22 protein-coding genes are annotated in these 23015 nt (G+C 73.6%); 8 read left to right on the top strand and 14 right to left on the bottom strand.

Annotation, left to right across the window (positions count from 1 at the left end):
* Positions 1-64: 64 nt before the first annotated feature.
* The 5 genes from glnA to ACFPCY_RS05575 form a co-directional block, all read right to left on the bottom strand.
* The gene (gene glnA, locus ACFPCY_RS05595) at positions 65-1426 is read right to left on the bottom strand and encodes a type I glutamate--ammonia ligase (protein ID WP_378252464.1); all 1362 of its coding nucleotides are present in this window, start codon (positions 1424-1426) and stop codon (positions 65-67) included.
* A 299-nt stretch (positions 1427-1725) separates the two neighbouring features.
* Entirely contained in the window at positions 1726-2490 is a 765-nt protein-coding gene (locus ACFPCY_RS05590) for an amino acid ABC transporter ATP-binding protein (protein ID WP_378252463.1), read from the bottom strand.
* The gene (locus ACFPCY_RS05585; RefSeq protein WP_378252462.1) at positions 2487-3317 is read right to left on the bottom strand and encodes an amino acid ABC transporter permease; all 831 of its coding nucleotides are present in this window, start codon (positions 3315-3317) and stop codon (positions 2487-2489) included. The genes ACFPCY_RS05590 and ACFPCY_RS05585 overlap by 4 nt, the downstream gene beginning before the upstream one ends.
* Position 3318: 1 nt before the next feature.
* Positions 3319-4128 (bottom strand): ABC transporter substrate-binding protein, encoded by an 810-nt coding sequence (locus ACFPCY_RS05580; protein ID WP_378252461.1) that lies wholly within the window; start codon positions 4126-4128, stop codon positions 3319-3321.
* Between the two features lie 353 nt (positions 4129-4481).
* Positions 4482-5291 carry an ABC transporter substrate-binding protein gene (locus tag ACFPCY_RS05575; protein WP_378252460.1) on the bottom strand — a complete coding sequence of 270 codons (810 nt, stop codon included), beginning with the start codon at positions 5289-5291 and terminating at the stop codon, positions 4482-4484.
* A gap of 127 nt (positions 5292-5418) precedes the next feature.
* On the opposite strand from ACFPCY_RS05575, the gene ACFPCY_RS05570 reads away from it, so the two are divergent.
* The gene (locus ACFPCY_RS05570) at positions 5419-6486 is read left to right on the top strand and encodes a terpene synthase family protein (protein ID WP_378252459.1); all 1068 of its coding nucleotides are present in this window, start codon (positions 5419-5421) and stop codon (positions 6484-6486) included.
* 108 nt (positions 6487-6594) lie between these two features.
* Here ACFPCY_RS05570 and ACFPCY_RS05565 read toward each other — a convergent pair whose 3' ends face one another.
* Positions 6595-7590 carry an ArsR/SmtB family transcription factor gene (locus tag ACFPCY_RS05565; protein ID WP_378252458.1) on the bottom strand — a complete coding sequence of 332 codons (996 nt, stop codon included), beginning with the start codon at positions 7588-7590 and terminating at the stop codon, positions 6595-6597.
* A gap of 70 nt (positions 7591-7660) precedes the next feature.
* Here ACFPCY_RS05565 and ACFPCY_RS05560 point away from each other — a divergent pair, with 70 nt between their 5' ends.
* Both ACFPCY_RS05560 and ACFPCY_RS05555 read left to right on the top strand, forming a co-directional pair.
* Complete coding sequence (locus tag ACFPCY_RS05560; RefSeq protein ID WP_378252457.1) at positions 7661-8926, top strand: MDR family MFS transporter; 1266 nt, start codon at positions 7661-7663, stop codon at positions 8924-8926.
* Between the two features lie 157 nt (positions 8927-9083).
* Entirely contained in the window at positions 9084-10871 is a 1788-nt protein-coding gene (locus tag ACFPCY_RS05555; protein WP_378252456.1) for an NAD+ synthase, read from the top strand.
* Positions 10872-10984: 113 nt separating this feature from the next.
* On the opposite strand, the gene ACFPCY_RS05550 is transcribed toward ACFPCY_RS05555, so the two are convergent.
* The 3 genes from ACFPCY_RS05550 to ACFPCY_RS05540 all read right to left on the bottom strand — a co-directional run bounded on the left by ACFPCY_RS05550 (position 10985) and on the right by ACFPCY_RS05540 (position 15490).
* Positions 10985-13087 (bottom strand): SpoIIE family protein phosphatase, encoded by a 2103-nt coding sequence (locus ACFPCY_RS05550; RefSeq protein WP_378252455.1) that lies wholly within the window; start codon positions 13085-13087, stop codon positions 10985-10987.
* A gap of 124 nt (positions 13088-13211) precedes the next feature.
* Positions 13212-13844: a TetR/AcrR family transcriptional regulator gene (locus ACFPCY_RS05545; protein WP_378252454.1), complete on the bottom strand. Its 633-nt coding sequence runs from the start codon at positions 13842-13844 to the stop codon at positions 13212-13214.
* A gap of 14 nt (positions 13845-13858) precedes the next feature.
* The gene (locus ACFPCY_RS05540) at positions 13859-15490 is read right to left on the bottom strand and encodes an MFS transporter (RefSeq protein ID WP_378252453.1); all 1632 of its coding nucleotides are present in this window, start codon (positions 15488-15490) and stop codon (positions 13859-13861) included.
* Positions 15491-15825: 335 nt separating this feature from the next.
* Between ACFPCY_RS05540 and panB the strand changes: the two genes are divergently transcribed.
* The gene (gene panB, locus ACFPCY_RS05535) at positions 15826-16698 is read left to right on the top strand and encodes a 3-methyl-2-oxobutanoate hydroxymethyltransferase (RefSeq protein ID WP_378252591.1); all 873 of its coding nucleotides are present in this window, start codon (positions 15826-15828) and stop codon (positions 16696-16698) included.
* A 16-nt stretch (positions 16699-16714) separates the two neighbouring features.
* On the opposite strand, the gene ACFPCY_RS05530 is transcribed toward panB, so the two are convergent.
* From ACFPCY_RS05530 to npdG, 3 genes are all read right to left on the bottom strand, one after another.
* Positions 16715-17446, bottom strand: a complete 732-nt coding sequence (locus ACFPCY_RS05530) for a hypothetical protein (protein ID WP_378252452.1) — start codon at positions 17444-17446, stop codon at positions 16715-16717.
* A 67-nt stretch (positions 17447-17513) separates the two neighbouring features.
* Complete coding sequence (locus ACFPCY_RS05525; RefSeq protein WP_378252451.1) at positions 17514-17870, bottom strand: hypothetical protein; 357 nt, start codon at positions 17868-17870, stop codon at positions 17514-17516.
* Between the two features lie 441 nt (positions 17871-18311).
* Complete coding sequence (gene npdG / locus ACFPCY_RS05520) at positions 18312-19013, bottom strand: NADPH-dependent F420 reductase (protein WP_378252450.1); 702 nt, start codon at positions 19011-19013, stop codon at positions 18312-18314.
* 113 nt (positions 19014-19126) lie between these two features.
* Between npdG and ACFPCY_RS05515 the strand changes: the two genes are divergently transcribed.
* Positions 19127-19714: a hypothetical protein gene (locus ACFPCY_RS05515; protein ID WP_378252448.1), complete on the top strand. Its 588-nt coding sequence runs from the start codon at positions 19127-19129 to the stop codon at positions 19712-19714.
* A gap of 34 nt (positions 19715-19748) precedes the next feature.
* The gene (locus tag ACFPCY_RS05510; RefSeq protein ID WP_378252447.1) at positions 19749-20402 is read left to right on the top strand and encodes a cyclase family protein; all 654 of its coding nucleotides are present in this window, start codon (positions 19749-19751) and stop codon (positions 20400-20402) included.
* 9 nt (positions 20403-20411) lie between these two features.
* Here the strand turns inward: ACFPCY_RS05510 and ACFPCY_RS05505 are convergent, their stop codons facing one another.
* Positions 20412-20597, bottom strand: coding sequence for a hypothetical protein (locus ACFPCY_RS05505; protein WP_378252446.1), 186 nt, complete (start codon positions 20595-20597; stop codon positions 20412-20414).
* Between the two features lie 66 nt (positions 20598-20663).
* Between ACFPCY_RS05505 and map the strand changes: the two genes are divergently transcribed.
* Positions 20664-21515 (top strand): type I methionyl aminopeptidase, encoded by an 852-nt coding sequence (gene map, locus ACFPCY_RS05500; protein WP_378252445.1) that lies wholly within the window; start codon positions 20664-20666, stop codon positions 21513-21515.
* A gap of 75 nt (positions 21516-21590) precedes the next feature.
* Positions 21591-22283, top strand: a complete 693-nt coding sequence (locus ACFPCY_RS05495; protein WP_378252444.1) for a ComEA family DNA-binding protein — start codon at positions 21591-21593, stop codon at positions 22281-22283.
* A 76-nt stretch (positions 22284-22359) separates the two neighbouring features.
* On the opposite strand, the gene ACFPCY_RS05490 is transcribed toward ACFPCY_RS05495, so the two are convergent.
* A complete protein-coding gene (locus ACFPCY_RS05490) occupies positions 22360-22983 on the bottom strand; it encodes an NAD(P)-dependent oxidoreductase (protein WP_378252443.1) in 624 nt (207 codons plus the stop codon).
* Positions 22984-23015 lie beyond the last annotated feature (32 nt).

The raw sequence follows: 23015 nt of genomic DNA, 5'->3' as shown, positions 1-23015 counted from the left end.
GCGGCCGGGCCGGGCCCTCGCCCCGCCCGGCCGCACCCGTCCGGCCGCACCCGCCCGGCACGTCCTACAGGACGGAGATGAGGCGCTGGCGTTCGAAGTCGGTGACCTGGCGGCGGTACTCCTCCCACTCCTGGCGCTTGTTGCGCAGGAAGAAGTCGAAGACGTGCTCGCCGAGGACGTCCGCCATCAGCTCGCTGCGCTCCATCGCGCGGATGGCCTCGTCGAGGCTCTGCGGGAGCGGCTCGATGCCCATCGCGCGGCGCTCGGCCGAGGTCAGCGCCCACACGTCGTCCTCGGCGCCGGGCGGGAGCTCGTAGCCCTCCTCGATGCCCTTCAGGCCCGCGCCGAGGATCGCGGCGAACGCCAGGTACGGGTTCGCGGCGGTGTCGAGGGAGCGGAACTCGATGCGGGTCGAGTGGCCCTTGGCGGGCTTGTACATCGGGACGCGGATCAGCGCGGACCGGTTGTTGTGGCCCCAGCAGATGTAGGACGGGGCCTCGCCGCCCGCGCCCGCCGAGAAGCCGACGCCGCCCCACAGCCGCTTGTAGGAGTTCACCCACTGGTTGCAGACGGCGGTGATCTCGGCCGAGTGCCGCAGCACGCCCGCGATGAAGGCGCGGCCGACCTTGGAGAGCTGGAACTCGGCGCCCGGCTCGTAGAAGGCGTTGCGGTCGCCCTCGAACAGCGACATGTGGGTGTGCATGCCGGAGCCGGGGTGGTCGGTGAACGGCTTCGGCATGAACGAGGCGTACACGCCCTGTTCGAGCGCGACCTCCTTCATGACCAGCCGGAACGTCATGATGTTGTCGGCGGTGGTGAGCGCGTCGGCGTACCGCAGGTCGATCTCCTGCTGGCCGGGGGCGCCCTCGTGGTGGCTGAACTCCACCGAGATGCCCATCGACTCCAGCATCATGATCGCGTTGCGCCGGAAGTCGTGCGCGGCGCTGTGCGGGGTGTGGTCGAAGTAGCCGCCCTGGTCCACCGGCTCGGGCTCGCGGCCGTCCTCCGGCCGGTCCCGGAGCAGGAAGAACTCGATCTCCGGGTGGGTGTAGAAGGTGAAACCGAGGTCGGCGGCGCGGGCCAGGGCGCGCTTGAGGACGTAGCGGGGGTCGGCGAAGCTCGGGGTGCCGTCCGGCATGAGGATGTCGCAGAACATGCGGCCCGCGCCCGGCGTCTCGCTGCGCCACGGCAGCACCTGGAAGGTGGACGGGTCGGGCTTGGCGATCATGTCGGCCTCGTAGACCCGCGCGAAGCCCTCGATCGCCGACCCGTCGAAGCCGATGCCCTCGCCGAAGGCGCCCTCCAGCTCGGCGGGCGCGACGGCGACCGACTTCAGGAAGCCGAGCACGTCGGTGAACCACAGGCGGATGAAGCGGATGTCCCGCTCCTCCAGCGTGCGGAGCACGAACTCCTGCTGTCGGTCCAAAGCCCTCTCCCTCGTGCGACGCCGTCCCCGGTCGGCGGTGGACGCCGGGTCCGGCACTGTGCAGTATGACCGGCCGCTGTTACCGCGACGTTACGTCGCGGCGCCCGTCCCGCGCGGCGGCTGCCCAGCGGAAACGCCGCCGATGCGAGCGTTACGGACATGGTGCCCCGTGTCGCCAACTCTGCCACACGGCGGACGAATCGGCACAGCAGCGTCCCGTCCCCCCGGTCCTTACCCTCCCGGTCGTCGCCCCCGGCCCGCGCCCGAGCCGGCGGCGGGTCGGGGGTCGGCGGCGCGGGCTAGCCGTCCACCTCGCCGACGCGGGCGGCGGCCGGGTCGAGGACGCGGGCGAGGAAGGTCCGGGTGCGGGCGTGCTCCGGGCTGGTGATCACCCGGTCCGGGGCGCCCTGCTCGACCACGACGCCCTCGTCCATGAACACCACCCGGTCGGCGACCTCGCGGGCGAAGCTCATCTCGTGCGTGACGACGACCATGGTCATGCCGTCGGCGGCCAGGGACCGCATGACGCCGAGGACGTCCCCGACCAGTTCGGGGTCCAGCGCGGACGTCGGCTCGTCGAACAGCATGACCCGCGGGTCCATGGCGAGCGCGCGGGCGATGGCGACGCGCTGCTGCTGCCCGCCCGAGAGCCTCTCCGGATAGGCGTCCACCTTGTCGGCCAGGCCGACCCGCTCCAGGTTGGCGCGGGCGACCTTCTCGGCCTCCGCTTTGTCCCGCTTCAGCACCTTGCGCTGCGCGACCATCACGTTGCCGAGGACGGTCAGGTGCGGGAACAGGTTGAACGACTGGAACACCATGCCGATGCGGCGGCGGGCGGCGTCGATGTCCACCTCGGGGTCGGTCAGCTCCACGCCGTCCACCGCGACCGTCCCGGCGGACGGCTCCTCCAGCAGGTTCACGCACCGCAGCAGGGTGGACTTGCCCGAGCCGGACGGCCCGATCACGCACACCACCTCGCCGGACTCGACGCTCAGGTCGATCCCGCGCAGCACCTCCAGCGGGCCGAACGCCTTGCGCAGGCCCCTGATCTCGATCGCGCTCATCGCCGTCCCCGCTTCTGCCGTGCCTCCAGCCGCCGGGCCAGGTAGCCCAGCGGGATCGTGATCAGCAGGTAGCAGACGCCCGCGACCACGATCGGGGTCGTGTTGCCCTGCTGGCTGGCGAGGTCCCGGCCGAACTTGGTGAGCTCGCGCTGGGTCAGCATGACGCCGACGAACAGCGCCAGCGAGGAGTCCTTGAGCAGCGACACCAGCGTGTTCGTCAGCGGCGGGACGACCACCCGGAACGCCTGCGGGACGACGATCGTCCGCATCGCCCGGCCCTGCGACATGCCGAGCGAGCGGGCCGCCTCGACCTGCCCGCGCGGGATCGCCTCGATGCCGGCCCGGACCGTCTCGGCGATGTAGGCCGCGTAGACCAGGCCGAGCGCGAGGGCGGTCTGCCCGTACACGCCGCCTGGCACGTTGCGGCCGGGGAACGCGAGCGGCACGCCGACGCTCACGAAGATGAAGATCAGCAGCGCGGGCAGGCCGCGGAACACCTCGATGTAGCCGATCGCGAACCACCGGTAGGGCAGCACGGACGACAGCCGCATCAGCGCGATCACGAGGCCGAGGACCATGCCCAGCGCGAACCCCGTGATCGTGAAGACGATCGTGTTGCGCAGCCCGTACTGGAGGATGTCGGGGAACAGGCCCTTCGCGACCGACCAGTTGAAGAAGTTCCGGTGGAGCGAGCCCCAGTCGGCCAGGGCGACGACGAGCACGACGACCAGGACGAAGACGCCGTACTCGGCGCCGAGGACGAGCTGCCTGCGCCGCCGCCGGCTCATGCCGGCGCGCGGCGGGGCGGACTCGGAGGTGGTCGCCACGTCAGTGCCCCTCGGGCATCGGACCGATCCACTTCTCGTAGATCGTCTTGTAGGAGCCGTCCGTGCGGGACTGGGCGATGACGCTGTCGATGACGTCCTTCAGCCCGTTGTTGCCGCCCTTGCGGACGGCGAAGCCGTACTGCTCGCCGGTGTTGTAGTTGCCCGCGACGCCGTAGGCGGAGTTCGCCGGGTCCTTCAGCCAGCCCTGGACGACCGGGTAGTCCTCGACGATGACGTCCACCTTGCCGGTGCGCAGGCCGTTCAGCAGCGCCGCCGAGTCGTCGAACGACACCGAGTCGATCTTCGCGCCGTGCACGAAGTCCTCGCCGGTGGTGGACGCCTGGGTGCCGACCTTGACCTTCTTCAGGTCGTTCACCGACGCGAACGTGACGCCCTTCTTCGCCATCGCGGCCTGCGTGGCGTCGAAGTAGGGCTTGGTGAAGTCGATGAACTTCGCGCGCTCGGGCTTGATCGTCATGCCCGCCGCGGCGACGTCGCACTTGCCCGCGTTCAGGGCCGCGCCGGTCTTGATCGTCTCGAACGGCGTGTCCACGACCTGCTGGGTGACGCCGAGCTTCTTGGCCACCAGGTCCATGAGGTCGACGTCGAAACCGACGACCTTGCCGCCCTTCTCGAACTGGAACGGCGGGTACGGCAGGTGCGTGCAGGTCGTCAGCTGGCCCTTCTTCACCAGCTTGGCGCCCTGCACGGTGGTGCCGCCGTCCTCGCTGCCACACGCCGAGGCGGTGGTCAGCACCAGCGCGGCGACCGCCGCCACCAGCGCGGGAAGTCGCGGGATGCGTCCGGACACGTGAGCCTCCAGGGGGTTCTTGACATGTGGTGACGATTTCTACCACGCCCGGACCTGCGCGAACCCTCTTGCCGATCTTCGACACGGCGCCCCGGGACGATCGAGACCGGCGCTTGACGAACGGCCGGAGGCGGCGCTCACCGCGCGGCCGGAACCGGCACTTGTCGGACGGCCGGGAGCGGCACCTGTCGGGCGGCCGGAAGCGGCACTTGTCGGACGGTCGGAACCGGCACTTGTCGGACGGCCGGGAGCGGCACCTGTCGGGCGGCCGGAAGCGGCACTTGTCGGACGGCCGGGAGCGGCACCTGTCGGGCGGCCGGAGGCGGCACTTGTCGGGGAGTCGGAACCGGCGCTCACCGGGCGGTCGGGAGCGGGCCGATCCATTTCTCGTAGAGGCGCTGGTAGGAGCCGTCCGCGCGGGCCCGGTCCAGGGTCCGGTCGACGAAATCGGTCAGCGCGGGGGCGGTGTCCTTGCTGATCATGAAGCCGTACTGCTCGCCGGTGCCGAACCGTCCGCGCGTGACGAAGTCGCGGTTGGCCGGGTCGCGCTGCCAGCGCAGGACGATCGGGTGGTCCTCGACGACGACGTCCACCCGGCCCGCGCGCAGGGCGGCGAGCAGGGCGTCCGGCGTCTTGAACGAGACGGTGTCGAGGTCGGCGTCGCGGAGGTACCGCTCGCCCTGGGTCAGCGCCTGGGTCCCGACGCGGACGTGCGCGGCCTTCAGCGCGGCGGGCGTCGCGTAGGCGGGGCCCTCGCGTCCGACGACGATCTGGACGACGTCGAAGTACGGCTTGGAGAACCCGACGTCGGCCGCGCGCGACGGCGTGATGCGGATCGCGGCCGCGGCGATGTCGCAGCGGCTCGCGCTGAGCGCCGAGCCGGCCCGCAGCGGGTCGTACCCGGTCTGCCGGACCTTCAGCGGGACGCCGAGCCGCTTGGCGACCAGCCTCATGAGGTCGATGTCGAAGCCGACGAACCGGCCCTTCCGGAGTTCCTCGAACGGCGGGTTCGGGACGTGCGTGCAGACCGTGAGCCGCGAGCGGTCGACCAGCGCGACGCCCTTCACCTCCCCCTCGCGCGCGCCGCATCCGGCGGCGCCGAGAGACGCCGCGAGCACGACGGCGGCGGCCTGCGAGAGGCGGGCGGGGGAACGACGGAACACGCTCTGCTCCTTGTGCGCAGGGGATCTCGATCGACTATCCCACGGCCCCGGAACGCTCCGGGCCGCCGGACGCGCGGCCGGCGCGTTTCCCGAATTTTGACGTGGCGGTCGTCCGGCGGAGGCGGGCGTGATCACTAGCGTGGGGGGTGTCGTGGACGTGTCACTGCTGCTCTCGCTGACCGACCGGGTGGCCTCGCTGGCCACCCCGTCCGGCATGCATCCGGGCGCGTGGCCGCTGGGCGAGCGGCTGGCGGGCTGGACCCGGTCGCGCGGCCTGGTGTTCGGCGACCCGGACACCTCGCCGCTCGGGCGGGCGCGCTGCGACCGGCTGGCCGCGCGGCTGTTCCCAGCCGCCGACCTGGACCGCGTCGAGCTGTTCGGGCACTGGCTGACCTGGACGTTCGCGCTGGACGACATGCTCGACCAGCCGCCGCTCGGGACGAGCGCGACCGCCGTCCACGAGCTGTACGACGACCTGCTGCGCGCGCTGCGGCGCGGCGCCGCCCGTCCCGGCGCCCGCCCGCTGGAGAGCACGCTGGTGGAGCTGTGGCGGGAGACGTCGGCGGGCATGAGCCCCGAGTGGCGGCGGCGGTTCCTGCTGCACCTGGAGGAGCACCGCGCGGGCTGCGCGGAGGAGGCGGTGAACCGGCGCACCGGGCGGGTCCCGACGCCGAAGCACTACCCCGCCGGACGCCGCCGGGCCTGCGGGCCGCACCTGTTCGACCTGGTCGAGCCGGTGCTCGGGGTGGAGCTGGCGGCGCCGGTGCAGACCGTCCCGCCGTGGAAGGCGCTCGCCGAGGGCACCGCCGACCTGCTGGCCTGGTGCAACGACCTGGCGTCCTACCGGCGCGAGCGGGAGGACGGCGACGCGCACAACCTCGTGGCGGTCCTCATGGACGCCTACGGGTACGGCGACGAACAGGCCGCGCACTGGGCGCTGGACCGGATCGAGACCCGCGCCGCCGACGTGGCCGCCGCCGCGCGCGTCATGCCCGACGCGCTGGACCGCCTGGCGCTGCCCGAGGCGGAGCGCTCCGCCGCGGCGCGCATCGTGTCGGCCCTGCTGGACGCGCCCCGCGCGCATCTGGACTGGCTGATCGAGTCGGGCCGCTACGACCTGTCCCGGTCCGTCTCGGCGGCGCAGTCCGAGCGTCGCCCGCTCGGCCTGCTCGACGCGCTCGCCTCCCTGCGCTGACCTCGGGGCGGCGGCGCGGCGGTCGGCGCGGACGGCCCTGCGGACGGCGCGGACGGCCCCCCGGACCGCGCGGAGGGCGCGCTGGTCAGCGGGAGGGCGGCGCGGCGGTCAGCGGATGCGGGCCAGGTCGTCGCCGGTCGGCGTCCGGACGTAGACGACGCGGCGGCCCATCCGGTGCCCGGTGACCAGGTCGCAGGAGCGCAGGACGGACAGGTGCTGGCTGATCGCGCCCGGCGTGACGCCGAGGCGGCGGGCGAGCTCGGTCGTGGAGGACGGCGCGTCCAGCGCGTGCAGGATCTCCGCCCGGACGCGTCCGACCAGCGCGCCGAGGGATCCGGGGGCGCGCTCGGGCCGGGTCTCCCAGACCGTCGCGACGCCAGCCGCCGGGTAGCTCAGCATCGCCTGGTACGGCGGCGCCATGACCTGGACGCGCGGCCAGCTGAACACGCTCGGCACCAGCAGCAGGCCCCGGCCCTCCAGCCCGCCGTGGTACTCCCACGGACGGCTGATGCGCAGCACGCCGTTCTCCCAGGTCACGGTCTCGTGCAGGTCGGCGAAGACGGCCGCCGCGCCGCGTTCGGTGAAGGCGCGGGAGCGGCGCAGTACGTCCCCTTCGAGCAGTTCCTGGATACGCGCCCAGAAGGGACGGATCGCCACCCGGTGGAACGCGTCGAGCTGCTCGGCGAGCGCTGCGAGGGTGCCTTCGGGGTCGGCGGTCAGGTCGCGCTGGTCCGGCGGGGCGGGGCCGCGCGGGCCGTCCGGGAGCAGCGGTGTGCCGCGGCTGCCCGACCAGCGCAGCTCCTCGACGACGACGTCGCGCGGGGTGGCGCGGATCGTCTCCAGCTCGGCGGCGAAGTCCGGCAGCGGGGTGCTCGGCGGCGGGGTGAGGAAGTCGGCGACGTAGCCGGTGGCGGGCACCATGATCCGCAGCAGGCCGAGGTCGAGGCCCTCCAGCCGCGGCCGGACGGCGCGCAGCCACGGCAGGTGCAGGGCGCGGCGGGACGGGTCGGCGAGCACGCGCAGCGCGCCGACCGCCTCCCAGACCGGCGAGAACGCGAACCGCACCCGGGCCGCGTCGTCCGGGGAGAACACGAACTCGATCATCACTCCCCCGCCCTTTTAGCTGAGCCTAAATGAATGTTACGGACGGGCAGTCGGCCCGAGCATCGATGTCGTGACCACGCTCGACGAATCCCTCCAGGAACCCGGCCTCGCCGCCTCCCCCAACCGCCTGTCCGCCTTCCTCGCCCCCCGCCTCGGCGGCCTGCCGCGCGCCTTCTGGGCACTGTGGACGGGCACCCTGATCAACCGCCTCGGCACCATGGTCGAGCCGTTCCTCGGCCTCTACCTGACCACCGCGCGCGGGCTGTCGCTCGCGCAGGCGGGCGGCGTGATGACCGTGCTCGGCGCCGGCTCGCTCGGCGGCCAGTTCCTCGGCGGGACGCTCGCCGACCGGATCGGACGGCGGCGGACGCTGCTGCTGTCCACGCTCGGCACCGGCGGCGCGATGCTCGCGCTCGGCTACGCGCAGGGCATGGTCGCGCTGGTCGCGGCGGCGGCGCTGCTCGGGCTGCTGATGGACATGTTCCGGCCCGCGTCGCAGGCGATGGTCGCCGACATGGTCCCGGCGGCGGACCGGGCGCGCGCGTTCGGCCTGAACTTCTGGGCGGTGAACCTCGGCTGGGCGGTCGCGATGGTGTCGGCCGGGACGCTCGCCCGCACCGGCTTCCACACGCTGTTCTGGATCAACGCCGCCACGGCCGCGGCGTTCGGGACGCTGGTGTGGCGGGCGGTGCCGGAGACGCGTCCGGCGCGTCCGGCCGGGGCGGACGCGGACCCGCGGGGCGGCTTCCTGGACGTGCTGCGCGACCGGGTCATGGTCGGCTACACGCTCGCGGCGATGGCCTACGTGTTCGTGCTGATGCAGTCGATGACGACGATGCCGCTCGCGATGCGCGAGCACGGCCTCGGCCCCGGCACCTACGGCTGGGTCATCGCGATCAACGGCGTGGTGATCATCACCGTCCAGCCGCTGGTGAACGCGTGGCTGACGCGGCGGGACCACTCGCTTGTGCTGGCCGCGGGCATGGCCGTCGTCGCGGTCGGGATCGGCTGCACGGCGCTCGCGTCGCGGCCGTGGGAGTACGCGGTCGCGGTCGTCCTCTGGTCGTTCGGCGAGATCATGGCCGCGTCCGTCCTGCAGGCGATCGTGGCGGGCCTCGCCCCCGACCACCTGCGCGGACGCTACAGCGGGCTCTACGGGCTGGCCTGGTCCGGCGGGTTCATGCTCGCCCCGCTCGGCGGGACGCAGCTGCTCGGGCTCGGCGGCTCGGCCCTGATGTGGCCGGCCTGCGGGGCGCTCGGGCTCGCCGCCGCGGCGGCGCAGATCGCGCTCGGCCCGGCCGTCCGGCGGCGGACGGCGGTCCAGCCGGACGCGTGACGCCTGACGCCGCGAGGCCGCACGCCCGCACGCCCTCGCGGCCTCGCGGCCTCGCGGCCTCGCGGCCGTGGGAGCCTTGACCGCCCGCCGGTGTTATCGTCATAGTGACGATACCCGGTCGGTGATCGGGGGACGGCGACCTTCTAGGGTGGATGACGTGGCACAGCTCAGGATCGCACTCGCGCAGGTGAACCCGACCGTCGGCGACCTCGACGGGAACGCCGCCCTGATCGTCGACTGGTCCCGCCGGGCCAGGGACGCGGGCGCGCACCTGGTCGCCTTCCCCGAGATGATGCTCACCGGCTACCCGGTCGAGGATCTCGCGCTCCGCTCCTCGTTCGTCGAGGCGTCGCGGCGCGCGCTGGAGCGGGTCGCCCGGCGGCTCGCCGACGAGGGCCTCGGCGACCTGCCCGTCGTCGTCGGCTACCTGGACCGGCGGACGGTCGACCTCGTCCGGCCCGGCCAGCCCGCCGGCTCCCCGCTGGACGGCGCGGCCTGGCTGCACGGCGGCGAGGTGCTCGTCCGCTCCGCCAAGCACCACCTGCCCAACTACGGCGTGTTCGACGAGTACCGCATCTTCGTGCGCGGCGACACGCTGCCGGTCGTCCGGGTGAACGGGGTGGACGTCGCGACCGTCGTCTGCGAGGACCTGTGGCAGGACGGCGGCCCGGTCAGCGTCACCGAGACCGCCAACGCGGGCCTGCTGCTCGCCGTCAACGCCTCCCCCTACGAGCGGGAGAAGGAGGACTTCCGGCTCCAGCTCTGCGCCCGCCGCGCCCGCGAGGCCGGCTGCGCCCTCGCCTACGTCAACATGGTCGGCGGCCAGGACGAGCTGGTCTTCGACGGCGACTCGGTCATCGTCGCCGCGGACGGCTCGCTGCTCGCCCGCGCCCCGCAGTTCACCGAGCACCTGCTGGTCTCCGACCTCGCGCTGCCCGCCGCCGACCCGGCGCTCGAACCCGGCCGCGAGCCGGTCGCCGCCCCGGACGGCACGACCATCACCATCGAGCGGCACGTGCTGTCCGGCGAGCCGGTGGCCGCCTACCCGGTCCGTCCGCAGGAGTGCGCCGAGCGGCTGCCCGACCTCGGCGAGGTGTACGCGGCGCTGGTCACCGGCACCCGCGACTACGTGCGCAAGAACGGGTTCCGGTCGGTCATCCTCGGGCTGTCCGGCGGCATCGACTCGGCGCTGGTCACCACCATCGCGTCCGACGCGATCGGCCCGGAGAACGTGCACGTCGTGCTGCTGCCGAGCCGCTACTCCACCGAGCACTCGGTCACCGACGCCGAGGAGCTGGTGAAGCGGCAGGGCGTGCACTCCCGGATCGTCCCGATCCGCGGCATGGTCGACGCGTTCGAGGCGGAACTGGAGCTGCACGGCCTCGCCTCGGAGAACCTCCAGGCCCGGATCCGCGCGAACGTCTGGATGGGCCTGTCGAACGAGCAGGGCCACCTGGTGCTGACGGGCGGCAACAAGAGCGAGCTCGCGACCGGCTACTCCACCCTCTACGGCGACTCGGCGGGCGGCTTCGGCCCCATCAAGGACCTGGTCAAGACCATGGTCTGGGCCCTGGCCCGGTGGCGCAACGAGCAGGTCGGCTCGGACCTGCCGTTCCTGCACCCGTTCGACACCGCGCCGATCCCCGAGGAGATCATCGTCAAGGAGCCGTCCGCCGAGCTGCGCCCGGACCAGAAGGACTCCGACTCCCTGCCGCCCTACGACGTCCTCGACCCGCTGCTGGTCGACTACGTGGAGCGCGACATGGGCCGCGAGCAACTCGTCGCCGCGGGCCACGACCCGGACCTGGTCGACCGCGTCATCCGGCTCACCGACCTCGCCGAGTACAAGCGCCGCCAGTACCCGCCGGGCCCGAAGGTCACCCCGAAGAACTTCGGCCGCGACCGCCGCCTCCCCATCACCAACCGCTGGCGCGAGAACCCCTGACCCGCCCCGCCCCCGGCCGGGCGCGGACACCCCGGCCAGGCGCGGACACCCGGCCCGAGCGCGGATGCGCCCGGGCCCGGCGCGGACGCCGCCGGGGCGGGGGCGCGTCGCCGCTACTCGCGGTGGTGGTTCTCGCCGGGCCAGTTGGGGATGGGCTCGTCCGGCTCGGGGGCGACGCCGGGGACGAGCTGCTCGCACCAGACGACCTTGCCCGCCGGGGTGCGGCGGGTGCCCCAGCGGTGCGCGAGCTGGCTGACGACCAGCAGGCCGCGGCCGTTCTCGTCGTCGTCGAGGGCGTGCCGCAGCCGGGGCAGCGCGGCGGAGCGGTCGAGCACCTCCAGCGTGAGCGTGCGCTCCAGCAGCAGCCGCAGCTCGATGCCGCCCGGCGCGTACCGCAGCGCGTTGGTGACCAGCTCGGACGCCAGCAGCTCGGTGGTGTAGACGAGGTCGTCCAGGTCCCACTCGGCGAGCTTGCTGCTGACCAGGCCGCGCGCCCGGCGCACCGAGGCGGGGTCGGTCGGCAGCGGCCAGGACGCCATCCGGTCGGCGGGCATGCGGTGCAGCCGGGCCAGCAGGACGGCGATGTCGTCGCGGTGCTGGTCGGCGTAGACGCCGGCGAGGGTGGCCTTGGCGAGGTCCTCCATCGGGCGGCCGACCGTCTCGGCGGTGAACAGCGAGCGCAACCGGGCGAGGCCGTCGTCGATGTCGCGGCCCCGGTTCTCGACCAGGCCGTCGGTGTAGATGACGAAGACCGAGCCGTCCTCGACGGTGAACTCGCGGGACTCGATGGTCGCGCCGCCGAACACGCCGAGCGGCGGCGCGGGCGGGATGTCGAGGTAGGCGTTGGTGCCGTCCGGGGCGGCGACCAGCGGCGGCAGGTGCCCGGCGGACGCGACCTCCAGCGTGCCGGTCGTCGCGTCGTACACCGCGTACACGCAGGTGGCGAAGTGCGGCTCCTGCTCGCCGAGCTCGATCATCAGCTCGTGCATGACGTGCAGCGCGTCGGCGGGCGGCAGCTCCAGGTTGGCGAGGGTGTGCAGCGCGGTGCGCAGCCGTCCCATGGTGACCGCGGCGCGCACGCCGTGCCCGGCGACGTCGCCGACGATGAGCGCGACCCGCGCGCCGGGCAGCGCGATCGACTCGTACCAGTCGCCGCCGACCTCGACCAGCTTGGAGCCGGGCAGGTAGCGGTGCCGGACCTCGACCGTCGCGGGCGCCGACAGCCGGTTCGGCAGCAGGCTGCGCTGGAGCGCGAGCGCGGTGGCGCGCTCGCGGGAGAACCGGCGCGCGTTGTCGATGACGATCGCGGCGCGGGCCGCGAACTCCATGCCGATCTCGACGTCGTAGGCGTCGAACCGGCGGTGCCCGGCGACGCGCGTGCAGGCGATGAAGCCGAGCAGCGTGTCGCGCGCGATCATCGGCAGCAGCACCATCGACACCTCGGACAGCAGGTGCCCGACGGGGTTGCGGCGCCACTTCTCGGCGATCTCGCCCGCGTCGTCGCGCCGCACGTGCGGCAGGTGGACGGGCCGGGCGGTGTCGAGCACCTCGCGGTACGGGGTGCCCTCGGGGAAGACGAGCACCTCGCCGACCGGGAAGGTCGCGGTCCAGGCGGGATCGTCGTCCTCGGAGGTGACGGCGATGCGGCGCATCACCGCCGAGCCGGTCTCCTCGTGCACCTCGTCCGCCGCGATCAGGCTCTCCAGGATCAGCACGGACGACACGTTGCAGTAGTGCGGGACGACGACCTCGACGATGCCGCGCGCGGTCTGGTCGAGGTCGAGGGACGCGCCGAACCGGGTCAGGGCGTCGTCCATCAGCGCGCGGCGCATGAGGGACGGGTCCTGGAAGCGCTCGCTGGGCGGCAGCGCCACCCGGACGAACAGCAGCCCCGCCGTCCCGTCGCCCACCATCGGCTGGGCCGTGACCACCGCGTCCACGCCCCGGCCGTCGGCGTGCCGCGCGGCGAGCACGGCGGTGCGCTCCTGCCCGGCGGCGGCGGCCTCCAGCAGACCCTCCAGCTCGGCCTTGGCGTCGTCGGCGACCAGTTCGGTCGCCGGCCGCCCGATCAGCTCGGCCGGGTCGTGCCCGAGGACGGCCGCGCAGTTCGGGCCGCACTGCACCAGCGTGCGGTCGGCGTCGAAGCCGAGCACGAGCGTGCGGGACGGGGAATCGCCGACGGGCGCATCGCCCCGCGGCGCCATGACGGATCTCACCTGACGCTCCAGTCAGCCGGTCCTGCATCCACTCCCCCAGCCCAGTATGAGGCATCCTTCACGGGGTTGGGGAGAAGATCACGCCCTGCGGGCCGAAAACGGCATCGAAAAACGGACTTCCCGGTCAATCCGCCGAGATTCCGCGGAGGACGGTGTCCACGACGTGGTCCGCGAACCCGTCCGGCAACGGGTCCGGAGGCTTGTGGTAGGCGAACGCGCCGACGAGCATCGCCACCGCGACGTCCAGGTCGAGGTCGGCGCGCGCCTCGCCGCGCTCGATGCCGCGCCGCAGCACCTCCCGGTAGACCTCGCGGCGCGGGGTGATGACGTCCTGCTTGTAGCGCGCGTACAGCTCGGGGTACTTCTCCGCGCCGCCCACCACGTTCCAGAAGCAGCGCGACGCCTTGAACCCCCGCTCGACCGACATGTGCCGGGCGAGGGTCAGCAGGTCGTCGCGGAGGCCGGTGCCGGGCAGCTCGGGCAGCGGGCCCTTGAGCGAGCCCAGCGCGCCGACGATCAGCGCCTCCTTGTTGGGCCAGCGCCGGTAGATGGTGGTCTTGGCGACGCCCGCGCGGGCGGCCACCGCCTCCATCGAGACGCCGTCCACGCCGGACTCCTCGGCGAGCAGGTCGACGGTGGCGTCCAGGATCGCCTTCTCGGCGCGCTCGCTGCGCGGCCGTCCGGGGGCGCGGGACGCCCCCGGACGGTTCTCGTCGCTCTCCGCCGGCCGCCCGGCGGCCGGCTTACGCTCAGTCATCGCGAGTCACATTCTCACACGCTCGCGCGATCCTTGCCGTCCGCCGCGGGCTCGGCCGCCACGGCGACCGGCTCGGCGGACGTCCCGGCACCGCCGGCGGCGGGACCGGCGACCGGCTCGGCCGCCGGATCGGCCTCGGCGGCCGTCCGGCCCGGCATCCAGCGCAGCACGACCAGCGCGCTGAGCAGGGCGATGGCGGCGGCTGCCCCGGCCGCGACGTGCACCGCGTGGACGAACGCCTCGTCCGCCGAGCCGACCAGGGCGTGCGCGCCCGGCATGACCGCGCCGGCCTGGTGGGCGCCCGCGATCGACTGGCCGACCGCGTCGCGCGCGGCGGCGGGCAGCGCGGCGAGCTTGTCGTGCAGGTCGGACCGGTAGACCGAGGAGATCACCGAGCCGAGCACGGCCACGCCGAGCGCGACCGCGACCTGGCGCGCGGTGTTGTTCAGCGCCGAGCCCGCGCCCGCCTTCTCGCGCGGCAGGGCCGACATGACGGCCTCGGTCGCGGGCGGCATGACGTTGGCCATGCCCGCGCCCTGCACGAAGAAGATCACGCCGAGCACCCACAGCGGGGTGTGGACGTCCAGGAACTGGTAGCCGACGAGCGCGCCCGCCACCGCGACGAGCCCGACCGTGCAGACCGCCTTGGCGCCGAACCGGCGCACCATGGACGCGCTGCGCGGCGAGAAGACGAGCTGCGCGACCGCGAACGGCATGACCATCGCGCCGGACTGGAGCGGGGTCAGGCCGCGCACCGACTGCATGTAGAAGTTGGAGAAGAAGAACACGCCGCCGGCGGCGAAGAAGCACAGCGCGATCGCGGCGACCGACGCGGACAGCCGCGGGTCGCGGAACAGCCGGACGTCGAACGCCGGGTGCTCGGTGCGGGCCTCGTGCCAGACGAACGCCGCGATGACGAGGACGCCGAACGCGATCGGCGCGAGCACGTCGAGCGCCGTCCAGTGGCCCTTGTCGCCGCCCCGGATGATGCCGTAGGACAGCGCGACCAGGCCGATGATCGACAGCAGCACGCCGAACGGGTCCAGGCCGCCGCGCTCGGGGTTGCGCGACTCGGGGACCAGGAACACGATCGCCGCCGCGCCCGCGACGATGACCGGGACGTTGATCAGGAAGACCGAGCCCCACCAGAAGTGGGCCAGCAGCAGGCCGCCGGTGATCGGGCCGATCGCGACGCCGAGGCCGACCGCGCCCGCCCACAGGGCGATGGCGCGCGGGCGCTCCTTCGGCTCGAACACGTTGGTGATGATGGACAGCGTCTGCGGCATGACCGCCGCGCCGCCGAGGCCCATCAGCGCGCGGGCCCAGATCAGCTGGGTCGGCGACTGGGCGTAGGCCGAGGCCAGCGAGGCCAGGCCGAAGATCGCCATGCCGGCGAGCAGCACCCGCTTGCGGCCGAGCCGGTCGCCGAGCACCCCGAAGGTGAACAGCAGCCCGGCGAACACCAGCGTGTAGGAGTTGATCGACCACTCCAGCTGGCTCTGGGTCGCGCCGAGCCCCTCGTGCGGGTCGGCGATGGTCTTCAGGGCGACGTTCAGGATGGTGTTGTCCAGGACCACGACGAGCAGACTGACGGTCAGCACGCCGAGGACGTACCAGCGTCGCCGCTGGATGGTCTGGGGATCCACGGAACTCCTCGGGATCGGTTTCAGGCGGGGGAATCAGATTGCGCTACGGAAGCGTTGCGCAATGAGCGTACGCCGGATAATTGAGATACGCAACCGTAGCGTTTCGAAACCCCGGCGGGGGTGCGGGCCGAGCCCCCGACACGACGCGGGTCGGCCCCGGACGTGACGCGGGGAGGGCCCGGCCGGGGTGCGGGGAGGGCCCGGACGTGACGCGGGCGACGCCCCTGCGGGGAATCGCGGGGGGTTCCGTGGCGGTTGTTCTGGTGGGATCATCGGTCCCGTCCGGGTACGCCACCGTGGCGCCTCGAGACTGGAGGTACACCGTGTCTTCTGACGTGTCCGCTTCCACGCCGACGTCCCCCGCCCGACCGCAGGGAGCCGCCCAGCCGACCGCCCTCTACGGCGGCCAGGGAACCCGCCGGGTGACGGTACGCGACATCGCCGCCGCCAAGGCGCGGCACGAGAAGTGGCCCATGCTCACCGCCTACGACGCCCTCAGCGCGCGCGTCTTCGACGAGGCGGGCATCCCCGTCCTGCTCGTCGGCGACTCCGCCGCGATGGTCGTCTACGGCTACGACTCCACCATCCCCGTCACCGTGGACGACCTCGTCCCGCTCGCCGCCGCCGTCGTGCGCGGCGCCAAGCGGGCGCTCGTCGTCGCCGACCTGCCCTTCGGGTCGTACCAGTCGGGCGTCGCCGAGGCGCTCGCCAGCGCGGCCCGGTTCATGAAGGAGGCGAACGTCCAGGCCATCAAGGTCGAGGGCGGACGCCGCGTCCTGCCGCAGGTCGAGGCCATGGTCGCGGCCGGGATCCCGGTCATGGGCCACCTCGGCCTCACCCCGCAGTCGGTGAACGCCTTCGGCGGCTACCGGGTGCAGGGCCGCGGCGAGGACGGCGAGCAGCTCATGGCCGACGCCAAGGCGCTGGAGGCCGCGGGCGCGTTCTCGGTCGTCCTGGAGTGCGTGCCGGACGAGCTGGCCCGCCGGGTCACCGCCGCGCTGTCCATCCCGACGATCGGGATCGGCGCGGGCGAGGGCACCGACGCGCAGGTGCTGGTCTGGCAGGACATGGCCGGGCTCACCCCGCACACCGCCAAGTTCGTCAAGAAGTACGCCGACCTGTACTCCGTCCTCGGCGACGCGGCGCGCGAGTACGCCGAAGAGGTCGTGGCGGGCGCGTTCCCGACCGCCGAGTACAGCTACAAGTAGACCCCGGCGGCGTCTCTCAGGCCCTGTCGGCGCCCGTTTCCGCGCGGGCTCCGGCGGGGCCCTGCCCGTTCCCGGGCGCGCGCTGCTCCGGGACGGCGGCGCCCTGCCCCTCGTCGCGGATCTCCTTGCTGAGCGTGCGGACCGCCGCCTCCAGGACGTCCGGGCCTGCGACGTTCATCAGCAGCAGGCCGAGGTTCAGCGTCTTCTGGCCGTCGGACATGTCGCTGCCCGCGAGCGCGTCCACGGCGGTGCGCAGGTCGGCCTGGTCCTCGGCCGAGACGTTCTGGAGCAGGCCGAGGCAGTACGTCGGCAGCGCGAGCTTCGCGCGGGGGAACGAGACGCCCTCCATGATGCGGCCGACGTCCGCCGCGCGGCTGCGCGCCTGCACCCGGTCCACGCCCCGGTCGGCGGCGGCGAGCAGCGAGGCCAGCAGGGTGGACGGCCCGACCGCGACGTCCTCGTCCCCGACCCGGACGGTGAACACCGCGCTGCGGAAGACCATCATCGACCCGAGGCTCGCGACCAGCACCTGCGTCGCGCCGAGCATGCTCGGCGAGTCGACCCCGAACTCCCAGTGGAACGTGCGGATGAGCAGCAGCGAGCCCGCGCCCGCCGCGCCGTTGATCAGCACGTACGCCCAGGTGCTCGGCACCCGGACCAGCGTGATCGGACGGTCCCGGTACCGGCTGACCAGCTCGGCGACGCCGACCAGGCAGGCGAGCACGACCGTGATCAGGTACCCGGTCACCGGCCTCCCCCGGCGTCCCCTCGGCGGGCCGTCCCCGGCCGGCGGGCCGTTGCCGCTCGGCGGGCGGTCACCGGTCGGCGGGCGGCGCGAGGCGCACGATCTCGTCGATCTCGCGTTCCACCGTCACCAGCCCGCGGTCGCGCAGGGACTCCACGGCGTCGGCGATCTCCAGCAGGCCGAGACCGGTGCCGTGCTGCAACTGCTCCAGGGACTGCGGCCGGCCGCTCTCGGCGAGCCGGGCCAGGACCCGCCGGCAGGCTTCGGAGAGGTCCGGTTCGTCCGGGTCGCCGTCGCGCCCGGCGCCCACCCGGTCGGCGCCGGGCTCGGCCGCCGCGCGCGGCCCGCCGCCGCCGTAGGTCTCGAACTGGCGTCCGGGCGGACGCAGGAAGGCGCTCCACGGATCGGCCGACCGGATCTGCCTCATCTTCACCTGCCCTGTCGTACGGCGATCATAGGACGCGGTACGGCTGCGGCGGAACCACCGCATCATGGACCGGAATGCCCGCGCCGCGCCGGTTTCCACCCCGGGCTCCGCGCCGGGTGGATCGGAGTCGGCCACGCCGTCCACGTCAGCACTTGGACGGCCACGGGTCAGCTACCGCTCCGGTGACTCTCGCGAAATCGGTCACACCGCGACGGTCCCGGCGCCGGCCGAGTGCCGGGGCGCCGGTGTCGCGCTCGGTCGAGCGGGCGAAGCACCGGCGCTCCGCTACGGACGGCGCACTGCATACGGCCGCTGCATACGGCCGCTTCGACGGGCCGCTACCTACGACTGCCGCGTACAGCCGTTTCGACGGGCCGCTACCTACGGCTGCTTCGTACGGCGCGCAGCGTAGGGGGCGGAACGCCGCGGGCCGCCAGCCGGTCAGACGTCGGTGACGCGCAGCCCCGCGTGCGCCTTGTAGCGGCGGTTGATGGAGATGAGGTTCGCGGTGAACGCCTCGACCTGGTGCGCGTTGCGGAGCCGCCCGCCGTACACGCCGCGCATTCCGGGGATGCGTCCGGCGAGGGCCTGCACGATGTCGGTGGCCTCGCGGTCGTCGCCGAGGACGAGGACGTCCAGCTCCGTCTCGTCCACCTCGGGGTCCAGCAGCAGGACGGCCGACACGTGGTGGAACGCCGCGACGACGCGCACGCCCTCGGTGTTCTGCAATACGGCGGCGGCCTGCTCGGCGGCGCTGCCCTCCTCCACGGGCAGCGCGTAGGCGCCCTTCTTGTCGAACCCGAGCGGGTTCACGCAGTCCACCACGATCTTGCCCGCGAGGACGTCGCGCAGGCTCTCCAGCAGGCTTCTGTGGCCCTCGTAGGGGACGGCCACGATCACCACGTCCGCGCCGGACGCGGCCTCGGCGTTCGCCGCGCCGAGCACGCCCAGCTCCGCGCCGAGGTCGGCGGCCGCCCGCTCGGCCCGCTCGGCGCTGCGCGAGCCGATCGTGACCTTGTGCCCGGCGAGCGCGAACCGGCGGGCCAGGCCCTTCCCCTGGTCCCCGGTGCCCCCGAGGATCCCGATGCTCAGGCCGGAGACGTCGGGCAGGTCGTGGGGGCTCTTCTTCGGCTGATCAGTCATGGCGTCGAGTCTGCCAAACCGCCGGCGGGCCGCCGCGCCCGGACCCGGCCGGTCCGGACTCCTCACCTCGGAAACCGCGCGTCCCCACCGGCTCTTGGGCCACGATGGACGGCATGGACGCCGAGCACGTCATGATGCTGCGCGAGGTGCTGGCCGCGACGGGCTGGCTGGAACGCACCGGGGAGTTCGGCCGGGCGCTGCGCGGCAGCGCGCGCACCCCCGGCGGGCTGCTGCTGGTCGGCACGCCCGAGGACGAGCCCTGGCACCTCGCCGCCCACCTCGACGACGAGAGCAGCCTGAACGCCCTCCCCGGCCTCTCCCCCACCCTCGTCCGCTGGTCGCCGCCGCCGGGCGCGCCCGCGCACCTCGCGGTCGGGCTGGACCGGCTGGAGGAGGCCCGCCGCGGCGAGACGCTGCTCGTCGTCGCCGAGGACGAGGCGCCCGTCCCGCTGCTGGAGCGCGTCGACGACGCCCGCCGCGTCGGCGCGACGATCCTCGCCATGGACGGCGGCGACCGCGACCTGGAGGGCCTCGCGCACGAGGCCCTGACCGTCCCGGCCGCCGACCCCCTGGTCACCTTCGACGGCGCGCAGCACCTGGTCAGCGCCGCCGCCGGCCAGGACCCCGGCCGCCCCCGGCGCGGCCTGCGCGACCGCCTCGCCCGCCTCCTCGACGCCGTGACCGGCCCCGTCGTCGACTGACGTCGCGCGCCGCCGGGCCTGCGAGAATGCGGCCATGGCGCTGATCGACCTCACCCACCGCATCACGGCGGGCATGACCACCTACCCCGGCCTGCCCGGCCCCCGGATCACCGACCACACCACGCGCGCGGCGTCGCGGGAGCGGTTCGGCCCGGACGTGGCGTTCCAGATCGGCGAGATCACCATGGTCGCCAACACCGGCACCTACCTGGACAGCCCGTTCCACTACCACGGGGACGCCGACGACCTGGCCGCGCTGCCGCTGGAGCGGACCGCCGACCTGCCGGGCCTGGTCGTCCCGCTGCCCGCCGGGCGGCGCGCCCTCACCGCCGCCGACCTCGCCGGGCTGGACGTGGCCGGACGCGCCGTCCTCGTCCGCACCGGCTGGGACCGGCGCTTCGCGACGCCCGGCTACGGCGCGTCCGACCACCCGTTCGTCGCGGCCGACGCGGTGGACGCCCTGGTCGCGGGCGGCGCCGCGCTGGCCGGGATCGACGCGGTCAACATCGACGACATGGCCGACCCGGCGCGTCCGGCGCACACGCGGCTGCTGGCGGCGGGCATCCCGATCGTGGAGCACCTGACCGGGCTGGACCGGCTGCCCGCCGGCGGCTTCCGCTTCCACGCCGCGCCCGCGCCGGTCCAGGGCATGGGGACCTTCCCCGTGCGCGCCTACGCGGTGGTCTGAGGCCGGCGGTCAGTCGTCGTTCTGGGCGTCCCAGGCCTCGTTGCGCGCTCGGGCCTCCTCCAGGGCGCCGGCGGCCTGCGCCTCGGTGGTGTAGGGGCCCATGCGGTCCTTGTCCGGGCAGCCGGGGCCGTGCTCCACGCGCAGGTGCTTCAGGCAGAACCACCACGCGTCGTCGTTGTCGTTGCTCGGGGCCATGTCCCCCTCCTTCTCGATCACGTCTCCGGAGTCGTCCCCCGTTACGGCTGACTACACTCGCTGACTATGACGACCCACCTCCTCCGGCCCGGCCACGTCTCGCCCATGCGCAAGGTACCCGCGAACATCCGACGCCCCGAGTACGTGGGCAGGAAGAGCCCGAAGACCGGGGAGCCGGACGTCAAGACCCCCGAGATCATCGAGCGGATGCGGGTGGCGTCCCGGATCGCCGCGCAGGCGCTGGAGGAGGTCGGCCGGCACGTCCGGCCGGGCGTCACCACCGACGAGCTGGACGTCATCGGGCACGAGTACCTGATCGAGCACGGCGCCTACCCGTCCACGCTGGGCTACCGCGGCTACCCCAAGTCGCTGTGCACCTCGATCAACGAGGTCATCTGCCACGGCATCCCGGACGACACCGTCCTGCGCGACGGCGACATCATCAACGTCGACATCACCGCGTTCATCGACGGCGTGCACGGCGACACCGACGCGACGTTCCTGGTCGGCGAGGTGGACGAGGAGTCCCGGCTACTGGTGGAACGCACCCGCGAGGCGATGATGCGCGGCATCCGCGCCGTCCGGCCGGGACGCGCGATCAACGTGATCGGGCGGGTCATCGAGTCCTACGCCAAGCGGTTCGGGTACGGCGTCGTCCGCGACTTCACCGGGCACGGCATCGGCACCACGTTCCACTCGGGCCTGGTGATCCCGCACTACGACGACCCGAACGCCACGACGGTGATGCAGCCGGGCATGACGTTCACCATCGAGCCCATGCTGACGCTCGGCACGCACGAGTGGGACATGTGGCCGGACGGCTGGACCGTCCTCACCAAGGACCGCAAGCGGACGGCGCAGTTCGAGCACACGCTCCTGGTGACCGAAGACGGCCACGAGATTCTGACGCTCCCGTAAGCGAATTCCGGGAAGCACGGCAAGACGGGACGCCGTCCCCAGAGGAATCCGCCCCCGGCCGGGAAGAGCTCCCCCATGAACGCTCCAGCGCCGTTCGAACCGCCCCGAGTCCCGTCGGACAGCATGCCGCCCGGACGGGCGGCGCTGAGCGTGACCTGGGCGGCGCTGCCGTTCCTGACGCTGGGGTACGCGACGCCGTTCACGTTCGCGGCGGCGGCGCTGTGGCGGCGCAAGATGCACCTGGTCTGGGCGACGCTCGTGTACGGCGGGCTGTTCGCGGGGCTGATGCTCGTCGCGCCGGCGATCCCGACCGACACGGGCGCGCAGCGCGTCGCGGGCGTGGTGATGTTCGTGCTGGCGATCATCGGGTGCGCGCACGCGTTCCTGGTGCGCCGCCAGGTGTTCGACCCGGACGGCCTGTCGGGCATCGGCAACGAGGCGGTCGTGGAGCGCGTGCGGCAGCAGCGGCTGCTGCGCGCCAAGGCCCGCGACCTCGCCGCGCAGGACCCGGGGCTCGCGCGGGAGCTGCGGATCGGCCGTCCCGACCTGCCCCGGCAGTACAACGACGGCGGCCTGGTGGACGTCAACCACGCCCCCGCCGAGGCGCTGACCATGCTGCCCGGCATCACGCCGGAGCTGGCCGGACGGATCGAGCGCGTGCGCGCCGACACCGGCGGCTTCATGTCGGCCGAGGAGCTGTCGGCGCTGGCCGCCCTGCCGCCGGGCCTCACGGGCGAGCTGGCCGAGTTCGCCGTCTTCATCCGCTGACGGAGGCCGCTGCGCCCGTCCGTCCGCCCGCTCGCCCGGGCCGCCGTCCGCCCCCGGGGACGGCGGCCGGACGGGGTCAGTAGGCGACCGTGATGCGGCGGCCGACGGCCTTCGGGTCCTCCAGCTCGTCCACGAGGGCGACCGCGTAGTCCTCGGCGCTGATCTCGCTGTTGCCGTCCGCGTCGGCGAGGAGCCGGTCGCCGCCGAGGCGGAACGTCCCGGTGCGCTCGCCGGGCTGGATGACGGCGGCCGGGGAGATGTACGTCCAGTCCAGGTCGCCCGCCTCCTTCCGGACGACCTCCAGGAGCTCGCCCTGCGCGAGGGCCTCGTTCTTGTAGAGCGCCGGGAAGTCCGGCGTGTCCACCAGCCGCTTGCCGGGCGCGACCTCCAGGCTGCCCGCCCCGCCCACGATGACCAGGCGCCTCACCCCGGACCTGCGGGCGGCCTCCAGGACGCCGCGGCCGTCGGCGAGCAGCGGCGCGACGGGCTCCGAGCCGTCCCGCGGCGGTGCCACGGCGAGGACGATCGCGTCGTGGCCGCGCGCGAGCCCGGCGACGGCGTCGGCGTCGCTCGCCTGCGCCCTGGCCGTGCCGTCCTTGCCGCTGCGGCTCACCCCGGTGACCTCGTGGCCCCGCGCGCGTGCCTCGGCCGCGACGCGCGAACCGACCATTCCGGTGGCACCGATCAGCAGGATCCTCATGCTGTTCTCCCTTCGTCGGATGCACGGTATCC

The sequence above is a fragment of the Actinomadura gamaensis genome, from assembly GCF_042652125.1.
Classification (GTDB): domain Bacteria; phylum Actinomycetota; class Actinomycetes; order Streptosporangiales; family Streptosporangiaceae; genus Spirillospora; species Spirillospora gamaensis.
This window is presented reverse-complemented; position numbering and strand designations above follow the sequence as displayed.

Coding starts and splice junctions, on each gene's coding strand:
- ACFPCY_RS05495 (WP_378252444.1), top strand. CDS start 21,591: ATGAACGCTCCAGCGCCGTTCGAACCGCCCCGAGTCCCGTCGGACAGC.
- ACFPCY_RS05505 (WP_378252446.1), bottom strand. CDS start 20,597: ATGGCCCCGAGCAACGACAACGACGACGCGTGGTGGTTCTGCCTGAAG.
- ACFPCY_RS05545 (WP_378252454.1), bottom strand. CDS start 13,844: ATGACTGAGCGTAAGCCGGCCGCCGGGCGGCCGGCGGAGAGCGACGAG.
- ACFPCY_RS05515 (WP_378252448.1), top strand. CDS start 19,127: ATGGACGCCGAGCACGTCATGATGCTGCGCGAGGTGCTGGCCGCGACG.
- npdG (WP_378252450.1), bottom strand. CDS start 19,013: ATGACTGATCAGCCGAAGAAGAGCCCCCACGACCTGCCCGACGTCTCC.
- ACFPCY_RS05525 (WP_378252451.1), bottom strand. CDS start 17,870: ATGAGGCAGATCCGGTCGGCCGATCCGTGGAGCGCCTTCCTGCGTCCG.
- map (WP_378252445.1), top strand. CDS start 20,664: ATGACGACCCACCTCCTCCGGCCCGGCCACGTCTCGCCCATGCGCAAG.
- ACFPCY_RS05510 (WP_378252447.1), top strand. CDS start 19,749: ATGGCGCTGATCGACCTCACCCACCGCATCACGGCGGGCATGACCACC.
- ACFPCY_RS05590 (WP_378252463.1), bottom strand. CDS start 2,490: ATGAGCGCGATCGAGATCAGGGGCCTGCGCAAGGCGTTCGGCCCGCTG.
- ACFPCY_RS05490 (WP_378252443.1), bottom strand. CDS start 22,983: ATGAGGATCCTGCTGATCGGTGCCACCGGAATGGTCGGTTCGCGCGTC.
- ACFPCY_RS05565 (WP_378252458.1), bottom strand. CDS start 7,590: ATGATCGAGTTCGTGTTCTCCCCGGACGACGCGGCCCGGGTGCGGTTC.